The following is a 19,130-nucleotide window of genomic DNA, read 5'->3' on the forward strand; positions in this document are numbered from 1 at the left end:
CTGGCAGCCACTGTACTGAAAGATGCATTTCAATGTTTATCACATCAACCGGTTCTGCCAGAAAATACATATATGAAGTCCCCGTTCGCTTCAGTACCTCATAACGGTGCGTCCCTCCTCCGAAGAAAAATCCCCCCTCCTCGTGAATACATAAATGGACAGATGATATAGGCCATCACCTATGCCGAAATACGCTTTGGCGCCACCGGCCCGAAGGCCTCGCCGCGCCGCGCGCAGCTGGTAGAGGCGTTCTGCGCACGCCTCAACGCAATCCTTCCGTGGGACCGTCCCGCGGGGAACGCCACAACTGATATCAAAGTGGCTCTGCGGCTGGCCGGCACGCCGATCGGCCCGAACGACACGGCCATCGCCGGCATGCCATCACGGTCGGTGCCATTCTGGTGACGAATAATACGCGGGAGTTTGAGCGCGTGCCGGGTCTGGTACTGGAAGACTGGGTAAAATAACACGATAAGTTGTGGACACTGCCTGCTGGCCAGCCTGTGAGTCAGCGTATGATAAAGGAATAAATGATGCCTCTCATCACGCGGCTGATGCTGCAAAATTTTAAAAAGTTTCCGGAACTGGACGTCAGCTTCTGTGCAGATCGTAATGTGCTTATAGGAGATAATGAATCGGGCAAGAGCACTATTCTGCTTGCGCTGGATCTGGTATTAAGCGACAGCCGGCACCGGGTAGAGGCACTGGGGGTGGAATCCCTCCTGTCACAGTCAGCGGTCAGACGCTTCCTGGAAGGCGAGCGCCGCGCGGATCTGTTACCCGTGCTGACGGCTGATGTGTTTCTGAGTGAAGGAGGAGATCCTGACCTGAACGGCAGACAAAATTTGACGGGTATGGATGCAGACGGTCTCAGAATGCGCATTGCGCCAATGATTGAAGAATACGGTCAGGATATACACCATGTACTGCAGCAGGATCCTGATAATTTCCCCTATGAATACTATGCCGTCCGGTTCAGCACATTCTCCGGTGGTCATTTTGCGGGCTTCAGACGCTATCTGCGCCATCTGCTGCTCGACAGTGCACGCATCGATAACGATCACGCTGCACAGGAATATACGCGCACGGTTTACAACGTCAATGTGCCAGTGGCCGATCGGTACCGGCTGGAAAACAGTTACCGGCAACAGAAAATGCACTTCTGCGCCCAGCATCTGTCTGCCGTAAACAATACGCTGGAAACGTATCAGTTTGGCGTGCGTTCCGGCACCAAATCAGGTCTTGAGGCGAATCTTGACATTACTGAGGACGGTATTTCCTTTCGCCATCGCGGAAAAGGAAGGCAGTGCTTCATTAAAACAGAGTTTGCGTTGCAGCGGCATCAGCGGCAAGGCGAGCTCCACGCACTGTTGCTTGAGGAGCCGGAGAATCATCTTAGCCATGTCAGTATGAAGAGGCTGGTTAACCAGCTTGCCACTGAACGCCAGACGCAGGTGTTTATTGCCACGCACAGCAGCCATATTTCCTCACGCCTTGATCTGCGTAAGGCAATCCTGCTCGGGGCTACCCGGCCGGTACTGATGAATGAGCTTTCCGCCGAGACTGCCGCCTTCTTCATGAAAGCACCGGATAATAACGTGCTGGAATTTACGCTGGCGAAACGTGTGCTGCTCGTGGAGGGGGATGCGGAATTTATCCTGATAGAGGCCTTTTATCGTCGACTGTATGGCAGAGCGCCGGAGGATGAAGGGGTACATATCATCGCAATCGGCGGGACGAGTTTCCGTCGTTATCTTGAACTGGCTCGCCTTCTGGAAAATCGTGTCGCGGCCCTTCGCGACAATGACGGCAGCTATCAGCAGAATTGTGATGAACGCTATGCTGACGTGCTCTGTGCCCGCTCTCGGGTATTTGCTGATCGCGACGACAGACGATCCACATTTGAAATCAGCCTGTATCAGGATAATACCGACCTGTGCGATGCGCTTTTCAGCGGGTCACGGCGGACGCTCACGGTGCAGGATTATATGCTGGCCAATAAGGCAGAAGCGGCATTCCTGCTGTTACAGCTGCACGGTGAAGATCTGTCTGTACCTGATTATATTCAGGAGGCACTGGCGTGGATAAGAGAGTGATATTTGCAGTTGCCGGCTCGGGCAAAACCACATTACTGATACGGCGGTTAAGGGAGGACAGGCGGACACTGATCCTTACATTCACCGTGAATAATGAAGCTCATCTGCGAACGCAGATTATCAATCGCTTTGGCTTTATCCCGGGCGGGATCCGTGTGATGACCTGGTTTGAGTTCCTGCACGGTTTTTGTTTCCGGCCTTTTCTGCAGGAGCAGCTGACGTCACGTGGCCTGAGCTTTGCGCAGCCTCCCCTAAGAGTTCCGCGTACGAATGCCCGGCATTATCAGGATTCTGCAGGACGACTGTATCACCGGCGGCTCGCACATCTGCTGACAGCCCGGGGGCTTCTGCAGGATATCCGTACCCGGCTTGCCCGTTATTACGATGAATTGTTTGTCGATGAGGTCCAAGACTTTGCCGGGCACGACTTCAATTTTTTGTTGGAGCTCTGCCGTGCTGAAATATCTGTGTTGTGTTGTGGCGATTTTTATCAACATACCTTTGACACAAGCCATGATGGTAACGTCAATTCAACGTTGCATGACGACATTACCCGGTACGAAGCCCGCTTCAGGGCAGCGGGTATCATGGTGGATCGTGAAACGCTTAGCCGGACATGGCGCTGTTCGGCAACAGTGTGTGAATTCATCACCGGACAACTGGACATCCGTATTGCGGCCCACGGAACATATACAACCCTTATTGAAATGGTCACGGATGCAGAACGCACAGCTGCACTGCACGCGGACAACACTGTTATTAAGCTCTTCTATCGGGAACATCACCGTTACGGCTGCCACTCACTGAACTGGGGCGTCAGTAAAGGGCTCGACCACTTTCAAGATGTTTGCATCGTGATGGGGTCCGCTCACTGGAAGCTTCTCACCCGTCAGGAACTGACAGCACTTCCACCGTCGTCCCGTAACAGGCTTTACGTGGCATGCTCACGGGCGCGTGGCAACATTTATTTTGTTCCAGAAACTCATCTGCGCCGATTCCGAAATTGAGTTAGCTGCTTCTCAGTAGGGCACAATCCAGAAAAAAAGCTGTACGGCCAATAACGTAACTTCCGGCTGGAAAAGTGCGGATCCGGTTTTGGCTTTTTTCGGATCTGCGGTGGAGAAATGAGAAAACAGGATATGCACAGCATATCCATATGCCACGCATCTGCATATGTGACACCTATACAAACCAGTCCTGCAGGCATATACTGCACATATGCACTTACACATCATGCATGATCAGCCGGAGGAACATCCATGCGCACAGTTTCGATATTTAAAAACGGCAATAACCGCGCCATCCGTCTGCCCCGGGACCTGGATTTTGACGGCGTCAGCGAGCTGGAGATCGTCCGGGAAGGGGACAGCATCATTCTGCGTCCCGTCCGGCCGACCTGGGGCTCGTTCGCGCAGCTGGACAGGGCCGATCCGGACTTTATGGCGGAGCGTGAGGATGTGGTCAGCGATGAAGGACGCTTTGAGCCATGAAGAAAACCTGGATGCTCGATACTAACATCTGCTCGTTCATCATGCGCGAGCAGCCGGCAGCGGTACTGAAGCGCCTGGAGCAGGCGGTGCTGCGCGGTGATCGCATTGTGGTCTCGGCCGTGACGTATGCCGAGATGCGCTTCGGCGCCACCGGCCCGAAGGCCTCGCCGCGCCATATTCAGCTGGTCGACGCGTTCTGCGCGCGCCTCGATGCCATCCTGCCCTGGGACCGGGCCGCGGTGGACGCCACGACGGACATCCGGGTGGCGCTGCGCCTCGCCGGGACGCCGATCGGCCCGAACGACACGGCCATTGCCGGGCACGCCATCGCGGCCGGCGCCGTCCTGGTGACGAACAATGTGAGAGAGTTTGCGCGGGTGCCGGGCCTGATACTGGAAGACTGGGTTAACTGACCACAAGTGAATACAGAAGGTAATAATGTCCGCTTTGTGCCAGAGGCGGACATGTCAGACGTTTAATGCGACTGTCAGGACGCTTTCCCGCCGCAGTAGGGCTGTGGATGACTGGCCAGTGGGTGCGAAAGGTTCATATTGTGCGAGCTTTCTATTTCAGCGATTATTGTCTGATAACCGCTGGTAATGGTCCCAACTTATTGATAGTGTTTTATGTTCAGATAATGCCCGATGACTTTATCATGCAGCTCCACCGATTTTGAGAACGACAGCGACTTCCGTCCCAGCCTTGCCAGATGCTGCCTCAGATTCAGGTTATGCCGCTCAATTCGCTGCGTATATCGCTTGCTGATTACGTGCAGCTTTCCCTTCAGGCGGGATTCATACCGCGGCCAGCCATCCGTCATCCATATCACCACGTCAAAGGGTGACAGCAGGCTCATAAGACGCCCCAGCGTCGCCATAGTGCGTTCACCGAATACGTGCGCAACAACCGTCTTCCGGAGCCTGTCATACGCGTAAAACAGCCAGCGCTGGCGCGATTTAGCCCCGACGTAGCCCCACTGTTCGTCCATTTCCGCGCAGACGATGACGTCACTGCCCGGCTGTATGCGCGAGGTTACCGACTGCGGCCTGAGTTTTTTAAGTGACGTAAAATCGTGTTGAGGCCAACGCCCATAATGCGGGCGGTTGCCCGGCATCCAACGCCATTCATGGCCATATCAATGATTTTCTGGTGCGTACCGGGTTGAGAGGCTGTGTATGTGAACTGTAACTGCCATGTTTTACGGCAGTGAGAGCAGAGATAGCGCTGATGTCCGGCAGTACTTTTACCGTTACGCACCACCCCGTCTGTAGCTGAACAGGAGGGACAGCTGATAGAAACAGAAGCCACTGGAGCACCTCAAAAACACCATCATACACTAAATCAGTAAGTTGGCAGCATCACCAGCCGCATTTAGGCTGTAGCCCAAGGCGATGTTTGCGATGGAGGCACCGGGTTCAGAACACTCCTGAATGACCTGAGCCTTGAAAGATTTGCTGTAGGTACGGCGCTGAGGGCGCATGGAAAATCCGCTTGATGGGCCATGGCCTTCGGCGGCGGTGTCGGGAAGGTGTGTTGGCCGGACGGATACTGTTGAACTACGTTGTCTGGGGCAACGGAAGTGTTTCGGCCCGACTCTGGAACGCGATCCGCAGCGACGACTGGGCAATTCCGCACGTTGGCCTGAGCAGCCTCGGGGAAATCGTCGTCTGGGCGCGCCCAGACGAGTTTCCGCCAAGGAACATGCAGACGAGCAAGGGGCTGCGGGCACTCGGCTACAACGTGAGGATCGGTGTTTGATCGAGGCGCCTGTGGCACACGCAGGCTGACGAGCCAGGCGCTGTCCATTGCCTGAGCAGTTGACCTGCATCAATGGGGCGGGAGAACGCTGCACATTGACTCTTGAAGTTATTCATAGTAGGTCTAATATTACAAAGTATTGCAAGGATTTCCTTGGCCGGAACCGCAAAGCGACGCGATTGGAGAGGGTGAGATGAAAGCGCACCTACAGGTGATTTTCACGCTCGATGAATTGGCTGCGTACTTGAAAGTCGGCAAGCGGACGCTTTATCGGCTCGCCGCACACGGGGAAATTCCGGCTTTCAAGGTGGGCGGGACGTGGCGGCTTCGTCAAAGTGAAATCGATCAGTGCATCAATGATCAGACCCGAGCCGGAGCAAAGAAGGAGGTGATGCGCAAGCGTGAACAGCAGAAGTCATCCGAGCAGCTCGTGTCGCCTGGGCGCACTGCCCGTCACAGCAGGCAAAGGGCTTGAGTAACTCGTTTTCCAATTTTTCTGGAGGTATGACATGGACATCGATTTCAAGAAGTTGGCTCCCTGGAACTGGTTCAAGAACGAGCAGCAAGAGCAGCAGACCGTCTCTTCCCTGCCGGTGCAGCGCAATGACCTGCCAGCGGCGAGCGGGCCAGTCAGCCCGATCCTGCAACTGCATCGGGAAATCGACCGGCTGTTCGATGACGCATTCCGGGGCTTCGGCTTTCCGGCGTTGAACATGCCGCAGTGGCCATCCGATTGGTCGGGCATGCTGAAGCCGGCCTTGGACATCCAGGAAACCGACAAGCAGTACAAGATTACCCTGGAAGTGCCCGGTGTCGAGGAGAAGGACATCCAGATAACTCTCGACAACGACGTGCTGATGGTGCGTGGCGAGAAGCGCCAGGAACAGGAGAAGAAGGAAGGTGGCTTCCACCGTGTGGAGCGCTCCTACGGCAGCTTTCAGCGTGCCTTGAACCTGCCTGACGACGCCAACCAGGATTCGATCAAGGCATCGTTCAAGAACGGGGTGCTCACGGTCACGATCGACAAGCGCGAGGTCAGCGCGCCGAAGCAGGGACGCTCGATCCCGATCAACGGCTGACGTCGCCGGCTCGTTCGTCACAAGAAAAACCCGGCACGAGACGAGGAGTCGCGGCTCGCGATGCCTCGTCGCCTCAACCTTGTCAACCTTCTCAGGAGCATCAGCATGGCCAGAAAACAATGCCAGGTCTGCGGCCAACCCGCCACCGTGCGGGTGGAAGCCAATCTCAACGGTCGTAACAGCACCATGCTGTTGTGCGACGACCATTACCGGCAATTAGTGCGCCAGCAAAAGCGCACCGTTTCGCCGCTGGAAGCCTTGTTCGGCTCGCGCAGCGGCCTGTTCGAGGACTTCCTCGGCAGTGACTTCTTCCGCATCGGCGAAGACGCGACGCCAGTTGCCGCCGATACCGATGACGTGGTCGATGCCTCGTTTGGCGAGCCCGCCACCGCAGGTTCGGGTGCGCCGCGCCGTCGCGGCAGTGGGTTGGCCAGCCGCATCAGCGAACAGTCGGAAGCCTTGCTGCAGGAGGCCGCCAAACACGCTGCCGAATTTGGCCGCTCCGAGGTGGATACCGAACATCTGCTGCTGGCGCTGGCCGACAGCGACGTGGTCAAGACCATCCTGGGTCAGTTCAAGATCAAGGTCGATGACCTCAAGCGGCAGATCGAGTCTGAGGCCAAGCGCGGGGACAAGCCCTTCGAGGGCGAGATCGGCGTGTCGCCGCGCGTGAAGGATGCGCTCAGCCGCGCCTTCGTGGCCTCCAATGAACTCGGCCATTCTTATGTCGGTCCAGAGCATTTCCTGATCGGTCTGGCCGAGGAAGGCGAAGGGCTGGCCGCCAACCTGCTGCGCCGCTACGGCCTGACGCCGCAGGCGCTGCGCCAACAGGTCAGCAAGGTGGTCGGCAAGGGCGCCGAGGATGGCCGCGCTGAGACGCCGACCAACACGCCAGAACTCGACAAGTACTCGCGCGACCTGACCAAGATGGCGCGCGACGGCAAGCTCGACCCGGTGATCGGCCGCGCGCAGGAGATCGAAACCACCATCGAGGTGCTGGCCCGGCGCAAGAAGAACAACCCGGTGCTGATCGGCGAGCCGGGTGTGGGCAAGACCGCCATCGTCGAAGGGCTGGCGCAGCGCATGGTGGCGGGTGAAGTGCCCGAGACCTTGCGCGACAAGCGCCTGGTGGAACTCAACATCAACGCCATGGTGGCCGGCGCCAAATATCGCGGCGAGTTCGAGGAGCGCGTGCAGAAGGTGCTGAAGGAGGTGACCGAGCACCAGGGCGAGCTGATTTTGTTCATCGACGAGGTGCACACCATCGTCGGTGCCGGCCAGGGCGGTGGCGAAGGCGGGCTGGACGTGGCCAACGTGTTCAAACCGATGATGGCGCGCGGTGAACTCAACCTGATCGGCGCCACGACGCTGAACGAGTACCAGAAATACATCGAGAAGGATGCCGCACTGGAGCGGCGCTTCCAGCCGGTGACGGTGCCCGAGCCGACGGTGGCCCAGGCCATCATGATTCTGCGCGGCCTGCGCGACACCTTCGAGGCGCACCACAAGGTCAGCATCTCCGAGGACGCGATCATCGCGGCGGCCGAGTTGTCCGACCGCTTCATCACGGCGCGCTTCCTGCCGGACAAGGCGATCGACCTGCTCGACCAGGCGGCCGCGCGCGTGAAGCTGTCGGCCACGGCCCGGCCGGTGGCCGTGCAGGAGCTGGAGTCCGAACTGCACCAGCTACGGCGTGAACAGGATTACGTGGCCGCGCGCAAGCAGTACGACCAGGCCGCCGAGCTCGGCAAGCGCATCGAAGCCAAGGAGGCCGAGCTCAAGAAGCTCGTCGAGGACTGGGAGCGGGAGCGGGCCTCCGGCAGTGCCGAGGTCAAGGCGGAACACGTGGCGCAGGTTGTCTCGCGCCTGACCGGCATCCCGGTCAACGAGTTGACGGTGGAAGAGCGCGAAAAGCTGCTGCACTTGGAACAACGGCTGCACGAGCGCCTGGTGGGACAAGACGAGGCGGTCCGTGCCGTGGCCGATGCCGTGCGGCTGTCCCGCGCCGGCCTGCGCGAAGGCAGTAAACCGGTGGCTACCTTCCTGTTTCTGGGCCCGACCGGGGTGGGCAAGACCGAGCTCGCCAAGGCATTGGCCGAATCGATCTACGGCGATGAGCACGCCCTGTTGCGCATCGACATGTCGGAATATGGCGAACGCCATACCGTGGCGCGGCTGGTGGGCGCGCCTCCGGGCTATGTCGGTTACGACGAAGGCGGTCAGCTCACCGAGAAGGTGCGGCGCAAGCCCTACAGCGTGCTGCTGCTCGACGAGATCGAGAAGGCACACCCTGACGTCTACAACATCCTGCTGCAAGTGTTCGACGACGGTCGCCTCACCGACGGCAAGGGCCGGGTGGTGGATTTCACCAACACCATCATCATCGCCACGTCCAACCTGGGTTCGGACATCATCCAGCGACGGCTGAAGGCGCGTGAGGCGGCTGGCGAGGAGTACGAAAAGACCAAGGCCGAGGTCATGGACGTGCTGCGCGGCCACTTCCGGCCCGAGTTCCTCAACCGCATCGACGAGATCATCGTCTTCCATGCGCTGGGCAAGGAGGAGATCCGCCACATCGTCGGCCTGCAGCTCGATCGCGTGGCGCGCAGCGCCGCCAGCCAGGGCGTGACGCTCACTTTCGATCAGACGCTGATCGACCATTTCGCGGAAGAAGGCTACAAGCCCGAGTTCGGTGCGCGTGAACTCAAGCGCCTGATCCGCAGCGAGCTGGAAACTGCGCTGGCGCGCGAGATGCTCGGTGGCGGCATCGGCAAGGGCGATCACGCCAGCGCACGCTGGGACGACAAGGCCGAACGCGTGGTGTTCGAACGCAAAGAGCCACCGCAGACCCCGGCCGAGCCGGAGCAGCCGGATGTCGCGAAGGCGACCGAGACGCCGCACGGCGACGCTGGCAAAGACTCGAGCAAGAAGAAGTCGGCGAGCGACGCATCTTGATGGCGGGCGAGGCTGCCGTGTCCGACTCCATCAGCCTGGCATGGGCAGCCTCCCTGGCATCGATCGCGGTGGCGGTCGTCTACAAGCGTGATCCGCGGTCGGCCACGCCGTGGGGGCTGCTCATCAGCGGCGGCACTGCCCTCCCGCTCGCTGGCCATCCGTTTGCGTGACGGTGCGGCCCGTCTGTTCACCTGATCCTCTGGCAACTCGACTTTCGAGGAACACGGTCCATGGAAAAAAAGAATCAATGGAATACCGGCTACTGGATCGTTGCCCTCCTGCTGTTGCTGAGTTTGCAGAGCTACTGGCAGACGGCGAAAACCGTCGAGCCGGTGCCCTACAGCGAGTTCGAGAAGGCGCTGGACGAGGGGCGCGTGGCCGAAGTGCTGGTGTCGGATCGTACGGTGACCGGGCGCCTGAAGTCGCCGGACAGCCGGGGCAAGACGACGATCGTGGCAACGAGGGTCGAACCCGATCTTGCCGATCGCCTGTCGAAGTACGACGTACCCTATGCCCGCGTGTTGGAGAGCACCTGGCTGAGCGATGTGCTGTCGTGGATCCTGCCAGCGGTATCCTTCTTTGGCGTCTGGTTCTTCCTGTTCCGCCGCTTCGCCGAGAAGCAGGGCATGGGCGGGTTTCTCAACATCGGTAAGAGCCGCGCCAAGGTGTTCGTGGAAAAGAACACCGGTGTGACGTTCGCCGATGTGGCGGGGGGGGGATGAGGCCAAGGCGGAGCTGGTCGCGATCGTCGATTTCCTGAAGAATCCGCAGGACTATGGCCGTCTCGGGGCGCGCATTCCCAAGGGTGTGTTGCTGGTCGGCCCACCGGGCACCGGCAAGACATTGCTGGCCAAGGCTGTTGCCGGGTGGCCGAATCGACCCAGGCGCGCATCGATCAGGCTATCCGCGACATCGTGATGGGCGTGTTCGAGCGCGCCTACCGGATTCTCGACATCAACCGCGCGGTGCTGGAGCGCTGTGCGCGCGAGCTGCTGGCGCGGGAAACGCTCGACGAAAGCGATATCCGTCAATTGACTCAAGGACTTGTTCGGAACTGAAAACAGTAGTAGCTGCCATTCAGAGTAAACCGACGGCTCTGTTCAGTGCGTCATCCAATTCGTCGGCATTGTTCAAGGAGAACCGATATGTCTGCATTGACTCCGTGGGACCCCTTCCGGGAACTGGATGAATTGCAAAACCGCCTGGCGACGATGTCCGGACGAATACCCCAGCGACAGGGCGCCCGTACCGGCAACGAAGCCATGACCACGGCGGACTGGGCTCCAATGGCGGACATCAGCGAGGATGAGAACGCATTCCTCCTCAAGCTGGATCTGCCGGAGGTCCCCAAGGATGCCGTGCGCGTCAGCGCGGAAAACGGTGTGCTCACCATCAGCGGCGAGCGCAAACTGGAAAAAGAGGAGCAGGGCAAGAAGTTCCACCGCATCGAACGTGCCTATGGCCGCTTTGTGCGCAGCTTTGTCTTGCCTGACAACGTTGATCCGACCAAGGTGACGGCTTCCATGAAAGACGGCGTGCTGGAAGTGCGGCTTGTCAAGGCCGAGCAAGCCAAACCGAAACAGATTGAAATCTCAGTCAACTAACTTCAATCAAGAGCCCAAGATCATGAATATCAAACAGCCACAATACACCTTCTCCGCACTTGCCCTGGCGGTTGTCGTCGGACTGAGCGGACCGGCTCTGGCCCAATCGGCGGCAGGTTCTAGCCCAGGTGCTTCAGCACCCTCTGCCGCATCCAAGGCGGCACAGCCACAGGTAGATGACAAGGCCGCCCGGGAAGCCGATAAAAAGCGTGCCGAGCTCACTCAAGACGCCATCACGGCGCTCACCAAGACCCAGGAGGCTTTGACCCTCCTTGATGCAAACAAGACCAAGGAGGCGCTTGCTGCGCTGGAACTGGCCAGCGGAAAGCTGGAACTGGTATTGGCACGCGACGCCAAACTTGCTTTGGCGCCGGTCGATGTACGCGTCATCACCCACGATATCCACGCCAACGTGGAATCGGTAAAGAAAGCGGTCAAGTTGTCTCGGGAGTTGTTGGGTGATGGCGAGGTGCAAAAGGCCCGGCCCATCGTTGCCAATCTGGCCAGCGAAATCGTAATCCAAACCGACAACCTTCCGATGGCAACGTACCCGGCAGCGATCAAGTCGGCCGCACGGCTCATCGACAGCGGCAAGATCGACAACGCCAAAGCGGAACTCGCCCGAGCACTGAACACGCTGGTGGTGACCTCGGTCGCCTTTCCTCTGCCCGTGCTACGGGCCGAAGCCGCGATGGCAAAAGCTGAAAAGCTGGCCGAGACCGACAGGCGCGATGCCAGGCAGAACGAGGAGCTCAGCACCTTGCTGTCGTCCGTGCGCACGGAGATCGAGATGGCGCAGATCCTGGGTTATGGCAAGAAGGCGGACTTCAAACCCATCTTCGATCAGGTGAAGTCCATTGAGCAAAAGTCGGCTGGTGGCAAAAGCGGCAAGGGATGGTTCGACGAGTTGAAGACGCGCATCCAAAAGCTGTTTTGAGGTGATGAAGGGGCTGACTGCTCTGTCGGTCAGTCTCGCGATGTTCGCATTCAGCCCCAATAGATTCGCCTATTTTCACTATCTCATACGAGGCATATCACCATGAATGAGCAAACACCGAATCCCAATGCGACGAACGAAGGAAAAAACGAACAGGCCGCGGTAAGCAGCCTTCCTGTCAGTCCAGAGTCCAAGCCTGAAGTCGTCACGGAGGTACAGCCTGAGGTTCAGAAAGAAACGGACTCGCAGGCGGCAGACAAACGTAAACAAGTCCTCGATGAGGCAGTCTCGGCCTTGTCGCTGACCAAATCAGCGCTGGCCGCACTTGACGGCAAGGACACTGCACGCGCATTGGCAACGCTGGCCGAAGTGACGGGAAAGCTGGAGCTGATCGTCGCGCGCGAACCCACGCTCGCCCTGGCCGGCGTTGATGTGCGCACCATCGTGCACGACTTGTTCGCCAACACGGAAACCATTGAGGCGATGACCGACGAGGCGCTGGATGCCCTCAAACATGGCGAGGTGCAACAGGCTCGCCACGTGCTGGCTTTGCTGGCCAGTGAAATCGTGATCACGGTCACCAGCATCCCTTTGGCGTCCTATCCCGCAGCCGTGAAGGCAGTCGTGCCGCTGATCGATCAGGGCAAGATCGAAGAAGCCAAAGCCGCGCTGCAGTCAGCGCTCAGCACGCTGGTCGAGGAGCGCAGCGTGCTTCCGCTGCCCGTCCTGCGTGCGAAGCTGCTCCTGAAGCGCGCCGAGCCCCTGGTAGAAGATGGTCAGCGCAGCGAAGCATCCAATGAGCGCCTGGAGACATTGTTGAACGAAGCCCGGCAGCAGTTGGAAATGGCAGAACTGCTGGGCTATGGAAAAAGGAAGGACTTTGAGCCCCTGTACGCTGAACTCAAGAAAATCAAGGAAAAGACGGGAGGGGGAGGCTGCGGAAAAGGCTGGCTCGATGAAGTCAAGGCAAAACTGTCCAGGTTGTTCTGAAACCGCTGGAGAGGGGGCGCATAGCGCCCCCTCTCTTGTCCCATGAGTGTTTGATTTTTTATTTTGTATAGATCTTTAGGAGATATTGCATGAAAACAGACACCATCGCCAATTCCAATGCGGATGACCCCACCAAAGCACTGTGTTCGCTGAGCCAAAATTGGTGGCTTTTTGTGCTGCGCGGTGTCTTGGCATTGATTTTTGCAGCCCTCGCGTTCTGGATGCCACAATCGGCTCTGTTGGCCATGACCATCATGTTCGGCGCATTTTCCTTGGTCAATGGCGCGTTCAACTTGTTTGCAGCGGTGCGCCATATCCAGAAAAAAGAGCGCTGGGGCTGGCTGCTGTTCAGCGGCATTGTCGGCATACTTACGGGCGTCGTCGTCCTGGTTGCTCCTTGGGTCGCCACGATAGTCTTGGCTTCTTTTTTATGGGCTAGCGTGGGCTTCTGGGCGATTTTCACCGGTGTGCTGGAGATATCCGCCGCCGTTCGGCTGCGTCGGGAAATCAAGGGTGAAATCTGGCTTGCCCTCAGTGGACTGCTCTCGATTATCCTTGGTGCTATCGTCTTGTGGATATTTTTTACCCGTCCGGTCGAGTCATTCGTGGCCGCAGGCTGGCTGTTGGGTTTCCATGCGGCAGTCTATGGCGTCACGCTTTTGTTCTTGAGTTGGAGTCTTCGCAAACGCGCCTGGGGTAAGAGCGTGCCAAACCAAAATCTATGGATATGAGCATCCTCGATTCATGCCTCCATAGAAATGACATCGAAGGAGTCATACATGCAGATACAATATAGCTATCGAGCTATCGACAAAGAGTTTCATGAACCTTGGCAGAGAGCTTTGGGAAATGTGATCGAGCACGCCCTCAAGCCATTGCTCGACAAACACACTAAAGATTCAGCGCGACTTCAAATCGTCCTTGATCGCGACAAGATCAAGCGGCAATTTCTGGCCAGTGGCTATATGCACCTGCCCGGCAAAAAGATTGTCAGCGTTACTGCATCACATGACGAGCTGACGCCCCTCGCGCAGATGCTCGCACAGTCGTTGTTCCGTCAGGCCAAGAAGCATTTTGACCGACTGCATGCTCAGGATCAAATCAAGCGCAAAGCACGACGCGAGCGCTTGCGCGAGCTCAAGGTGCGGATTGCCGCAAAACCCGCATCAGCCGCCCATGAGGCCGAGGTGACCCGAATGCCTCTACTGTCGAAACTTGAGGCTGTCGCAAGGCGTGAGCTGGCTTATCTGCGGGCCGTCGGCGATTTACCGCGCGATTATCCGACGCTGCGCGACGTGGTGGATGAAGCGATTGTCCGAGCTAAGGTGGAATGGCAATCCGTGCCGGGGGAAAAAGAGGCTTACACCGGTCTTTTGAAGCATCTGTTCGCCGTCCTGGATAACGAAGTGGCAAGCAGCCGGCAATTTGGCGAATTCGTTTCTCTGGACGCGCCGGTCGAACCGGATGCCCAAGACGTGGCCGAGGCCATGGTGGAAGAGGAAATCTTCGAATTTTATCAGCACGATGACACACTCAAGCTGGCCGATATTTTCGCTGGCAGTCAGCATCCCGATGTCGCAACGATCGCGGAACAGGAGGAGCTGATTGATCGGTCGAGCGAGTTCGCTTTTGCATTTGACCTGCTGAAGGACATGCCGCGTTTGTGGCGGCGCATTTTTCTGCTTATCCGTGTGGACGGGCTGAATGCCAGCAGCGTCTCTGAAATCCTGCTGATTCCTAGTAAGGAAGATGCTGTCCGAAGGTGGCTCATGCAGGCCGAAGCATTCATCGCTGCTCATCTGGAAGAGGCCGGAGTAAGCAAAAACGGGAACGATTGGATCCAAGGCGTTGATTGGTCGGCATTGTCTGTGACCCGAAGCGAGGCAGCCTCACTGTGGTCCAAGGAGGCGAACCATGAAGAATGATCTTCACCTCGTCTGCCCGCATTGCCAGTCCATCAACCGCGTACCGACTGCGAAGCTATCGGAACATCCCAACTGTGGCCGCTGCCAGCAGCCCTTGTTCACGGGCGAGCCCATCGAGTTGACTACGGCGACGTTCTCGCGCCACGTGGAGCGCAGCGATCTGCCGCTGCTGGTCGATTTCTGGGCGCCATGGTGCGGGCCGTGCAAGATGATGGCGCCACAGTTCCAGCAAGCGGCGCACCAGCTCGAACCGAGGATCCGGCTGGCGAAGGTGAATACCGAGGCTGAGCCCCACCTGGCCGCGCAGTTCGGTATCCGCAGCATCCCGACGCTCGCCCTGTTCCAGGGTGGGCGGGAGATCGCCCGTCAGGCCGGCGCGATGGGCGCGCAGGACATCGTGCGCTGGACGTCGACGCAAGTGGGGCGCTGACCGATGCAGGGCTTGCTCGGCACTACGCTAATCCTGCTGGCGGCTTGCAGCCTGGCGGCGATGGCCACGGCGGCGTTCAGAGTGCCCGCCTTGCTGGGGTATCTCTCTGTCGGCGTTGTACTGGGCCCCTCAGTCATCGGCGTGATCGCGCCGGGGGAGACGCTGAGCTTTCTGTCCGAGCTGGGCGTGGCGCTGCTGTTGTTCATGGTCGGACTGGAATTCTCCCTCGGAGACTTCTGGCTCGCCCGCAGGACGGTGCTGATGGCGGGCGCTCTGCAGATGATCGCCGTGGCCCCGCCGCTGATCCTGCTATTGATGTGGCTGGGGCAGCCCGGCCAGAGCGCCGCGCTGCTCGGCACTGCGGCGGCCATGTCGTCCACGGCGCTGGTCAGCCGACAACTGGCCGACCAAGGCGAGCTCACCACCCGCCACGGACGCAGTGCCATCGCCGTGCTGGTCTTTCAGGACCTGGCCAGCGTGCCCCTGCTGGCCTTGCTGGCGATCTGGGCGCGCGGCGAGTCGCCGAAGATCGAGCATGTGCTGCTCGAAGTATTCGGTGTGCTGCTGCTGTTCGCGGCAGCGGCCCTCGTCTCGCGCCGTCTGTTGCATGGCCTGCTGGGCTGGGTGGCGCGGCGGGGCCACGAGGAATCGTTCGTGCTCGTCTCCTTGTGCGTGGTGGTGGCTGCCGCCGCTGCTGCGCACGCGGTCGGCGTATCCGCCGCCCTGGGGGCCTTCCTCGCCGGGATGGTGCTGGGCGAGAGCGACTTCCGGCACCACATGGAAAGCCACCTCAGGCCGTTTCGCGATGTGTTGTCGGGCGTGTTCTTCGTGACCATCGGCCTGCAACTGGACGCAGCACAGATTCTTTCGGCACCGCTGGCGGTGCTGGCGTGGCTGGTGGTGCTGGTACCGGTCAAGATCCTGCTCAATACGCTGGCCTTGCGGGCGACGCGCCTGTCCGCCCTCGATGCCTGGCGCACGGGCATAGCGTTGGGGCACGGCGGCGAGTTCGCCCTGCTGTTGTTGGGCACGGTCTTGCAGCAGCATCTGATCCCCGCGACCGTCGTCCAACCCATGCTGGTCGCGCTGGTGCTCAGCATGGCCCTGGCACCGCTACTGATCCGCCATCACGATGTACTTGCCCGGTTCTTGAGCCGCACCGGCGGCGTCATTCAGCCACCCCAGGCTGAAGAAGTCGAGATCGCCGCGCAGACGACGCGATATCGAGACCATGTCATCGTTTGCGGCGCGGGCGAGCTTGGCCTGACAGTCAGCGAGATTCTTCGCCACGCCGGCGTGGCGCATCTGCTGCTGGAGGCGGACGCGCAGAAGGTAGAGGCCGCGCGTGCCGCCTGCGCGCCGGTGTTCCATGGCGATGCCAGTCGGCCCGATACCTTGCTGGCTGCCGGCTTGACGCATGCGCACTTGGTGGTGCTAACGTTCGCCCATGCCCAGCAAGCGTTGCGCATCGCCCAGGCGATTGCCGAGCGCCGTCCGGCGCTAACCTTGTGGGTGTCATGCAGAAGTACGACCGCGGCCGATGCATTTCGCGCCATGCCTAACGTGCGCGTGTATCAGCAATCCTTTGCCGCAGCTATTGGGCTGGCGGAACAGGTGATGTCGACGCTTGGCATGTCGACCGAGTTGATTGAAGGACACATCAGCGCAATGCGCCGCCGTCTCGACAGCAGCCGTTTTCCAGGGAGTTCATAGTCATGAAATCAAAACGCCTTAACCCATTTCAGGTCTTGCGTGACCAATTGGCCATCATGAGTTTTTACGAGCGCTTCGAGCAGGTCGTCGCGCTCGTGCTGTCGGCGGTGATCGCCGTCATCATCATGGTGTCGCTGTTCCAGCTCATCTCCATCGTCTTCACGCTGCTGGTTCTCGATGCCTTCAATCCCCTGGACCACAAGGTATTCCAGAGCGTGTTCGGCATGATCATGACGCTCTTGATCGCGATGGAGTTCAAGCATTCCATCGTGCGCGTGGCGCTGCGTCGGGACAGCATCATCCAGGTTAAGACGGTGGTCCTGATCGCGGTGATCGCACTCTCCCGCAAGTTCGTGATCCTCGACTCCGACGCGAGCCCCGCAAAGATAGCCGCGCTGGCAGGCGCCACGCTGGCTCTGGGTGCGACCTACTGGCTGCTGCGCAAGCGCGGCGACCGCGCCGCCGAGACCTCTGAGCATGACCCGTCATCATCCGAGTGATCCGCGCACTGTGCTCTTGCAACACCGCTGGCTCAACCGCCTGCAGACCGGGCTGTTGGTCCTGACCCTGGTCGGGATCGCAGCCGCAGCAGGGAGACTGCCATTTGGGGAAGGCTGCCTGTGGCTCGCGCTGTTTGCCGTTGCAGGTGCGTTGCTGCTGGACCCGGTAGCCGCGTCGGCGCTGAGCTTGCGCCTGTACCGCGTACGGACCTTGCACCCGCAACAAGCCCACGAGATGTGGGCCCTGTTGCGCGAGCTGCCCGCCCGTGCCGGTTTGCCCGCCACGCCGGTGCCGCACTATGTGCCCAGTGCCGTCGTCAACGCCTTCGCCACCGGATCGAAGCAGGAGGCATCGATCGCCCTCACCGATGGCCTGCTGCGCAGCCTGAGCCCACGCGAGCTGGCGGGTGAAGTGGTTTACTGAATTTGGCCACCTGAACAGAGGTGATATGCTCACCTCAGAACAATACAGGTGCCATAATGAAAAAAAGAAATTTCAGCGCAGAGTTTAAACGCGAATCCGCTCAACTGGTCGTTGACCAGAATTACACCGTGGCAGATGCAGCCAGCGCTATGGATGTCGGCCTTTCCACAATGACGCGATGGGTGAAACAATTACGTGATGAGCGGCAGGGAAAAACACCAAAAGCCTCCCCCATTACCCCGGAACAAATTGAAATCCGTGAGCTCAGGAAAAAGCTACAACGTATTGAAATGGAAAATGAAATATTAAAAAAGGCTACCGCGCTCTTGATGTCAGACTCCCTGAACAGTTCTCGATAATCGGGAAACTCAGGGCGCGTTATCCTGTGGCCACTCTCTGCCATGTGTTCGGGGTCCATCGCAGCAGCTACAAATACTGGAAAAACCGTCCTGAAAAGCCAGACGGCAGACGGGCTGTATTACGCAGCCAGGTACTTGAACTGCATGGCATCAGCCACGGCTCTGCCGGAGCAAGAAGCATCGCCACAATGGCAACCCAGAGAGGCTACCAGATGGGGCGCTGGCTTGCTGGCAGACTCATGAAAGAGCTGGGGCTGGTCAGTTGCCAGCAGCCGACTCACCGGTATAAGCGTGGCGGTCATGAGCACGTTGCTATCCCGAATCATCTTGAGCGACAGTTCGCCGTAACGGAACCAAATCAGGTGTGGTGCGGTGATGTGACCTATATCTGGACGGGTAAGCGCTGGGCGTACCTCGCCGTTGTTCTCTACCTGTTCGCAAGAAAACCAGTGGGCTGGGCCATGTCGTTCTCGCCGGACAGCAGGCTTACCATGAAAGCACTGGAAATGGCATGGGAAACACGTGGTAAGCCCGTCGGGGTGATGTTCCACAGCGATCAAGGCAGTCATTATACGAGCAGGCAGTTCCGGCAGTTACTGTGGCGATACCGGATCAGGCAGAGTATGAGTCGGCGTGGAAACTGCTGGGATAACAGCCCAATGGAGCGCTTCTTCAGGAGTCTGAAGAACGAATGGGTGCCAGCGACGGGCTATGTAAGCTTCAGCGATGCAGCTCACGCAATAACGGACTATATCGTTGGATATTACAGCGCACTAAGACCGCACGAATATAATGGTGGGTTACCACCAAACGAATCAGAAAACCGATACTGGAAAAACTCTAACGCGGTGGCCAGTTTTAGTTGACCAC

General features: G+C 58.8%; 19 protein-coding genes and 3 pseudogenes. 21 read left to right on the forward strand and 1 reads right to left on the reverse strand.

The window, feature by feature from the left end; genetic code table 11:
- Positions 1-171: 171 nt before the first annotated feature.
- The 5 genes and pseudogenes from ACS0RQ_RS27755 to ACS0RQ_RS27775 all read left to right on the forward strand — a co-directional run.
- Positions 172-467: pseudogene (locus ACS0RQ_RS27755) on the forward strand (PIN domain-containing protein); the annotation flags it as partial.
- Positions 468-533: 66 nt separating this feature from the next.
- Positions 534-2,096 (forward strand): ATP-dependent nuclease, encoded by a 1,563-nt coding sequence (locus tag ACS0RQ_RS27760; RefSeq protein ID WP_147191312.1) that lies wholly within the window; start codon positions 534-536, stop codon positions 2,094-2,096.
- Complete coding sequence (locus ACS0RQ_RS27765) at positions 2,081-3,103, forward strand: DEAD/DEAH box helicase (RefSeq protein WP_147191311.1); 1,023 nt, start codon at positions 2,081-2,083, stop codon at positions 3,101-3,103. Before ACS0RQ_RS27760 ends, ACS0RQ_RS27765 begins: the two co-directional genes overlap by 16 nt.
- 252 nt (positions 3,104-3,355) lie before the next feature.
- The gene (gene vapB / locus ACS0RQ_RS27770) at positions 3,356-3,586 is read left to right on the forward strand and encodes a type II toxin-antitoxin system VapB family antitoxin (RefSeq protein ID WP_001261276.1); all 231 of its coding nucleotides are present in this window, start codon (positions 3,356-3,358) and stop codon (positions 3,584-3,586) included.
- Positions 3,583-3,999, forward strand: a complete 417-nt coding sequence (locus ACS0RQ_RS27775) for a type II toxin-antitoxin system VapC family toxin (RefSeq protein ID WP_071196153.1) — start codon at positions 3,583-3,585, stop codon at positions 3,997-3,999. The genes vapB and ACS0RQ_RS27775 overlap by 4 nt, the downstream gene beginning before the upstream one ends.
- A 197-nt stretch (positions 4,000-4,196) precedes the next feature.
- On the opposite strand, the gene ACS0RQ_RS27780 is transcribed toward ACS0RQ_RS27775, so the two are convergent.
- Positions 4,197-4,894, reverse strand: a protein-coding gene (locus ACS0RQ_RS27780) for an IS1-like element IS1A family transposase (RefSeq protein WP_334634863.1) whose coding sequence is annotated in 2 segments (ribosomal slippage) — positions 4,197-4,645 and positions 4,645-4,894 — 699 coding nt in all. Because the reading frame shifts where the segments join, the coding sequence is not laid out codon by codon here.
- A 186-nt stretch (positions 4,895-5,080) separates the two neighbouring features.
- Here ACS0RQ_RS27780 and ACS0RQ_RS27785 point away from each other — a divergent pair.
- The 16 genes and pseudogenes from ACS0RQ_RS27785 (at position 5,081) to ACS0RQ_RS27860 (ending at position 19,126) form a co-directional block, all read left to right on the forward strand.
- Positions 5,081-5,344, forward strand: coding sequence for a hypothetical protein (locus ACS0RQ_RS27785; protein WP_001295708.1), 264 nt, complete (start codon positions 5,081-5,083; stop codon positions 5,342-5,344).
- 193 nt (positions 5,345-5,537) lie between these two features.
- A complete protein-coding gene (locus tag ACS0RQ_RS27790) occupies positions 5,538-5,819 on the forward strand; it encodes a helix-turn-helix domain-containing protein (RefSeq protein ID WP_032738446.1) in 282 nt (93 codons plus the stop codon).
- A gap of 34 nt (positions 5,820-5,853) precedes the next feature.
- The gene (gene hsp20, locus ACS0RQ_RS27795; RefSeq protein ID WP_004118809.1) at positions 5,854-6,423 is read left to right on the forward strand and encodes a small heat shock protein sHSP20; all 570 of its coding nucleotides are present in this window, start codon (positions 5,854-5,856) and stop codon (positions 6,421-6,423) included.
- Between the two features lie 105 nt (positions 6,424-6,528).
- Positions 6,529-9,378, forward strand: coding sequence for a heat shock survival AAA family ATPase ClpK (clpK, locus tag ACS0RQ_RS27800; protein WP_334634714.1), 2,850 nt, complete (start codon positions 6,529-6,531; stop codon positions 9,376-9,378).
- Positions 9,379-9,608: 230 nt separating this feature from the next.
- Positions 9,609-10,245 (forward strand): annotated as a pseudogene (locus ACS0RQ_RS27805) (ATP-dependent metallopeptidase FtsH/Yme1/Tma family protein); the annotation flags it as partial.
- Complete coding sequence (locus tag ACS0RQ_RS27810) at positions 10,245-10,436, forward strand: hypothetical protein (protein WP_004118789.1); 192 nt, start codon at positions 10,245-10,247, stop codon at positions 10,434-10,436. The pseudogene ACS0RQ_RS27805 and the gene ACS0RQ_RS27810, both read left to right, overlap by 1 nt.
- A gap of 87 nt (positions 10,437-10,523) precedes the next feature.
- On the forward strand, positions 10,524-10,982 hold the full coding sequence (hsp20-GI, locus tag ACS0RQ_RS27815) for a small heat shock protein sHSP20-GI (protein ID WP_004118778.1): 459 nt from the start codon (positions 10,524-10,526) through the stop codon (positions 10,980-10,982).
- A gap of 22 nt (positions 10,983-11,004) precedes the next feature.
- Complete coding sequence (gene yfdX1, locus ACS0RQ_RS27820) at positions 11,005-11,919, forward strand: heat resistance protein YfdX1 (protein ID WP_032415013.1); 915 nt, start codon at positions 11,005-11,007, stop codon at positions 11,917-11,919.
- A 102-nt stretch (positions 11,920-12,021) separates the two neighbouring features.
- Positions 12,022-12,909, forward strand: a complete 888-nt coding sequence (yfdX2, locus tag ACS0RQ_RS27825; protein ID WP_013307890.1) for a heat resistance protein YfdX2 — start codon at positions 12,022-12,024, stop codon at positions 12,907-12,909.
- An 89-nt stretch (positions 12,910-12,998) separates the two neighbouring features.
- Complete coding sequence (gene hdeD-GI, locus ACS0RQ_RS27830) at positions 12,999-13,640, forward strand: heat resistance membrane protein HdeD-GI (RefSeq protein WP_023329026.1); 642 nt, start codon at positions 12,999-13,001, stop codon at positions 13,638-13,640.
- Positions 13,641-13,688: 48 nt separating this feature from the next.
- The gene (locus ACS0RQ_RS27835) at positions 13,689-14,834 is read left to right on the forward strand and encodes a hypothetical protein (RefSeq protein ID WP_023329027.1); all 1,146 of its coding nucleotides are present in this window, start codon (positions 13,689-13,691) and stop codon (positions 14,832-14,834) included.
- Positions 14,824-15,264: a heat resistance system thioredoxin Trx-GI gene (gene trx-GI, locus ACS0RQ_RS27840; protein ID WP_000786814.1), complete on the forward strand. Its 441-nt coding sequence runs from the start codon at positions 14,824-14,826 to the stop codon at positions 15,262-15,264. The genes ACS0RQ_RS27835 and trx-GI overlap by 11 nt, the downstream gene beginning before the upstream one ends.
- Before the next feature lie 3 nt (positions 15,265-15,267).
- Positions 15,268-16,977 (forward strand): heat resistance system K+/H+ antiporter KefB-GI, encoded by a 1,710-nt coding sequence (kefB-GI, locus tag ACS0RQ_RS27845; RefSeq protein WP_499079351.1) that lies wholly within the window; start codon positions 15,268-15,270, stop codon positions 16,975-16,977.
- Positions 16,978-16,979: 2 nt separating this feature from the next.
- Positions 16,980-17,477: a heat resistance protein PsiE-GI gene (psiE-GI, locus tag ACS0RQ_RS27850; RefSeq protein WP_001514138.1), complete on the forward strand. Its 498-nt coding sequence runs from the start codon at positions 16,980-16,982 to the stop codon at positions 17,475-17,477.
- Positions 17,455-17,898, forward strand: a pseudogene (locus tag ACS0RQ_RS27855) (M48 family metalloprotease); the annotation flags it as partial. The gene psiE-GI and the pseudogene ACS0RQ_RS27855, both read left to right, overlap by 23 nt.
- 59 nt (positions 17,899-17,957) lie before the next feature.
- Positions 17,958-19,126 (forward strand): IS3-like element ISEc52 family transposase gene (locus tag ACS0RQ_RS27860; RefSeq protein WP_334634707.1). Its coding sequence is split into 2 segments (ribosomal slippage): positions 17,958-18,207 and positions 18,207-19,126, totalling 1,170 coding nucleotides; the frame shifts between segments, so codons are not numbered across the junction.
- Positions 19,127-19,130 lie beyond the last annotated feature (4 nt).

Origin of the sequence: Phytobacter diazotrophicus (assembly GCF_052061655.1) — a bacterium.
Taxonomy (GTDB): domain Bacteria; phylum Pseudomonadota; class Gammaproteobacteria; order Enterobacterales; family Enterobacteriaceae; genus Phytobacter; species Phytobacter diazotrophicus.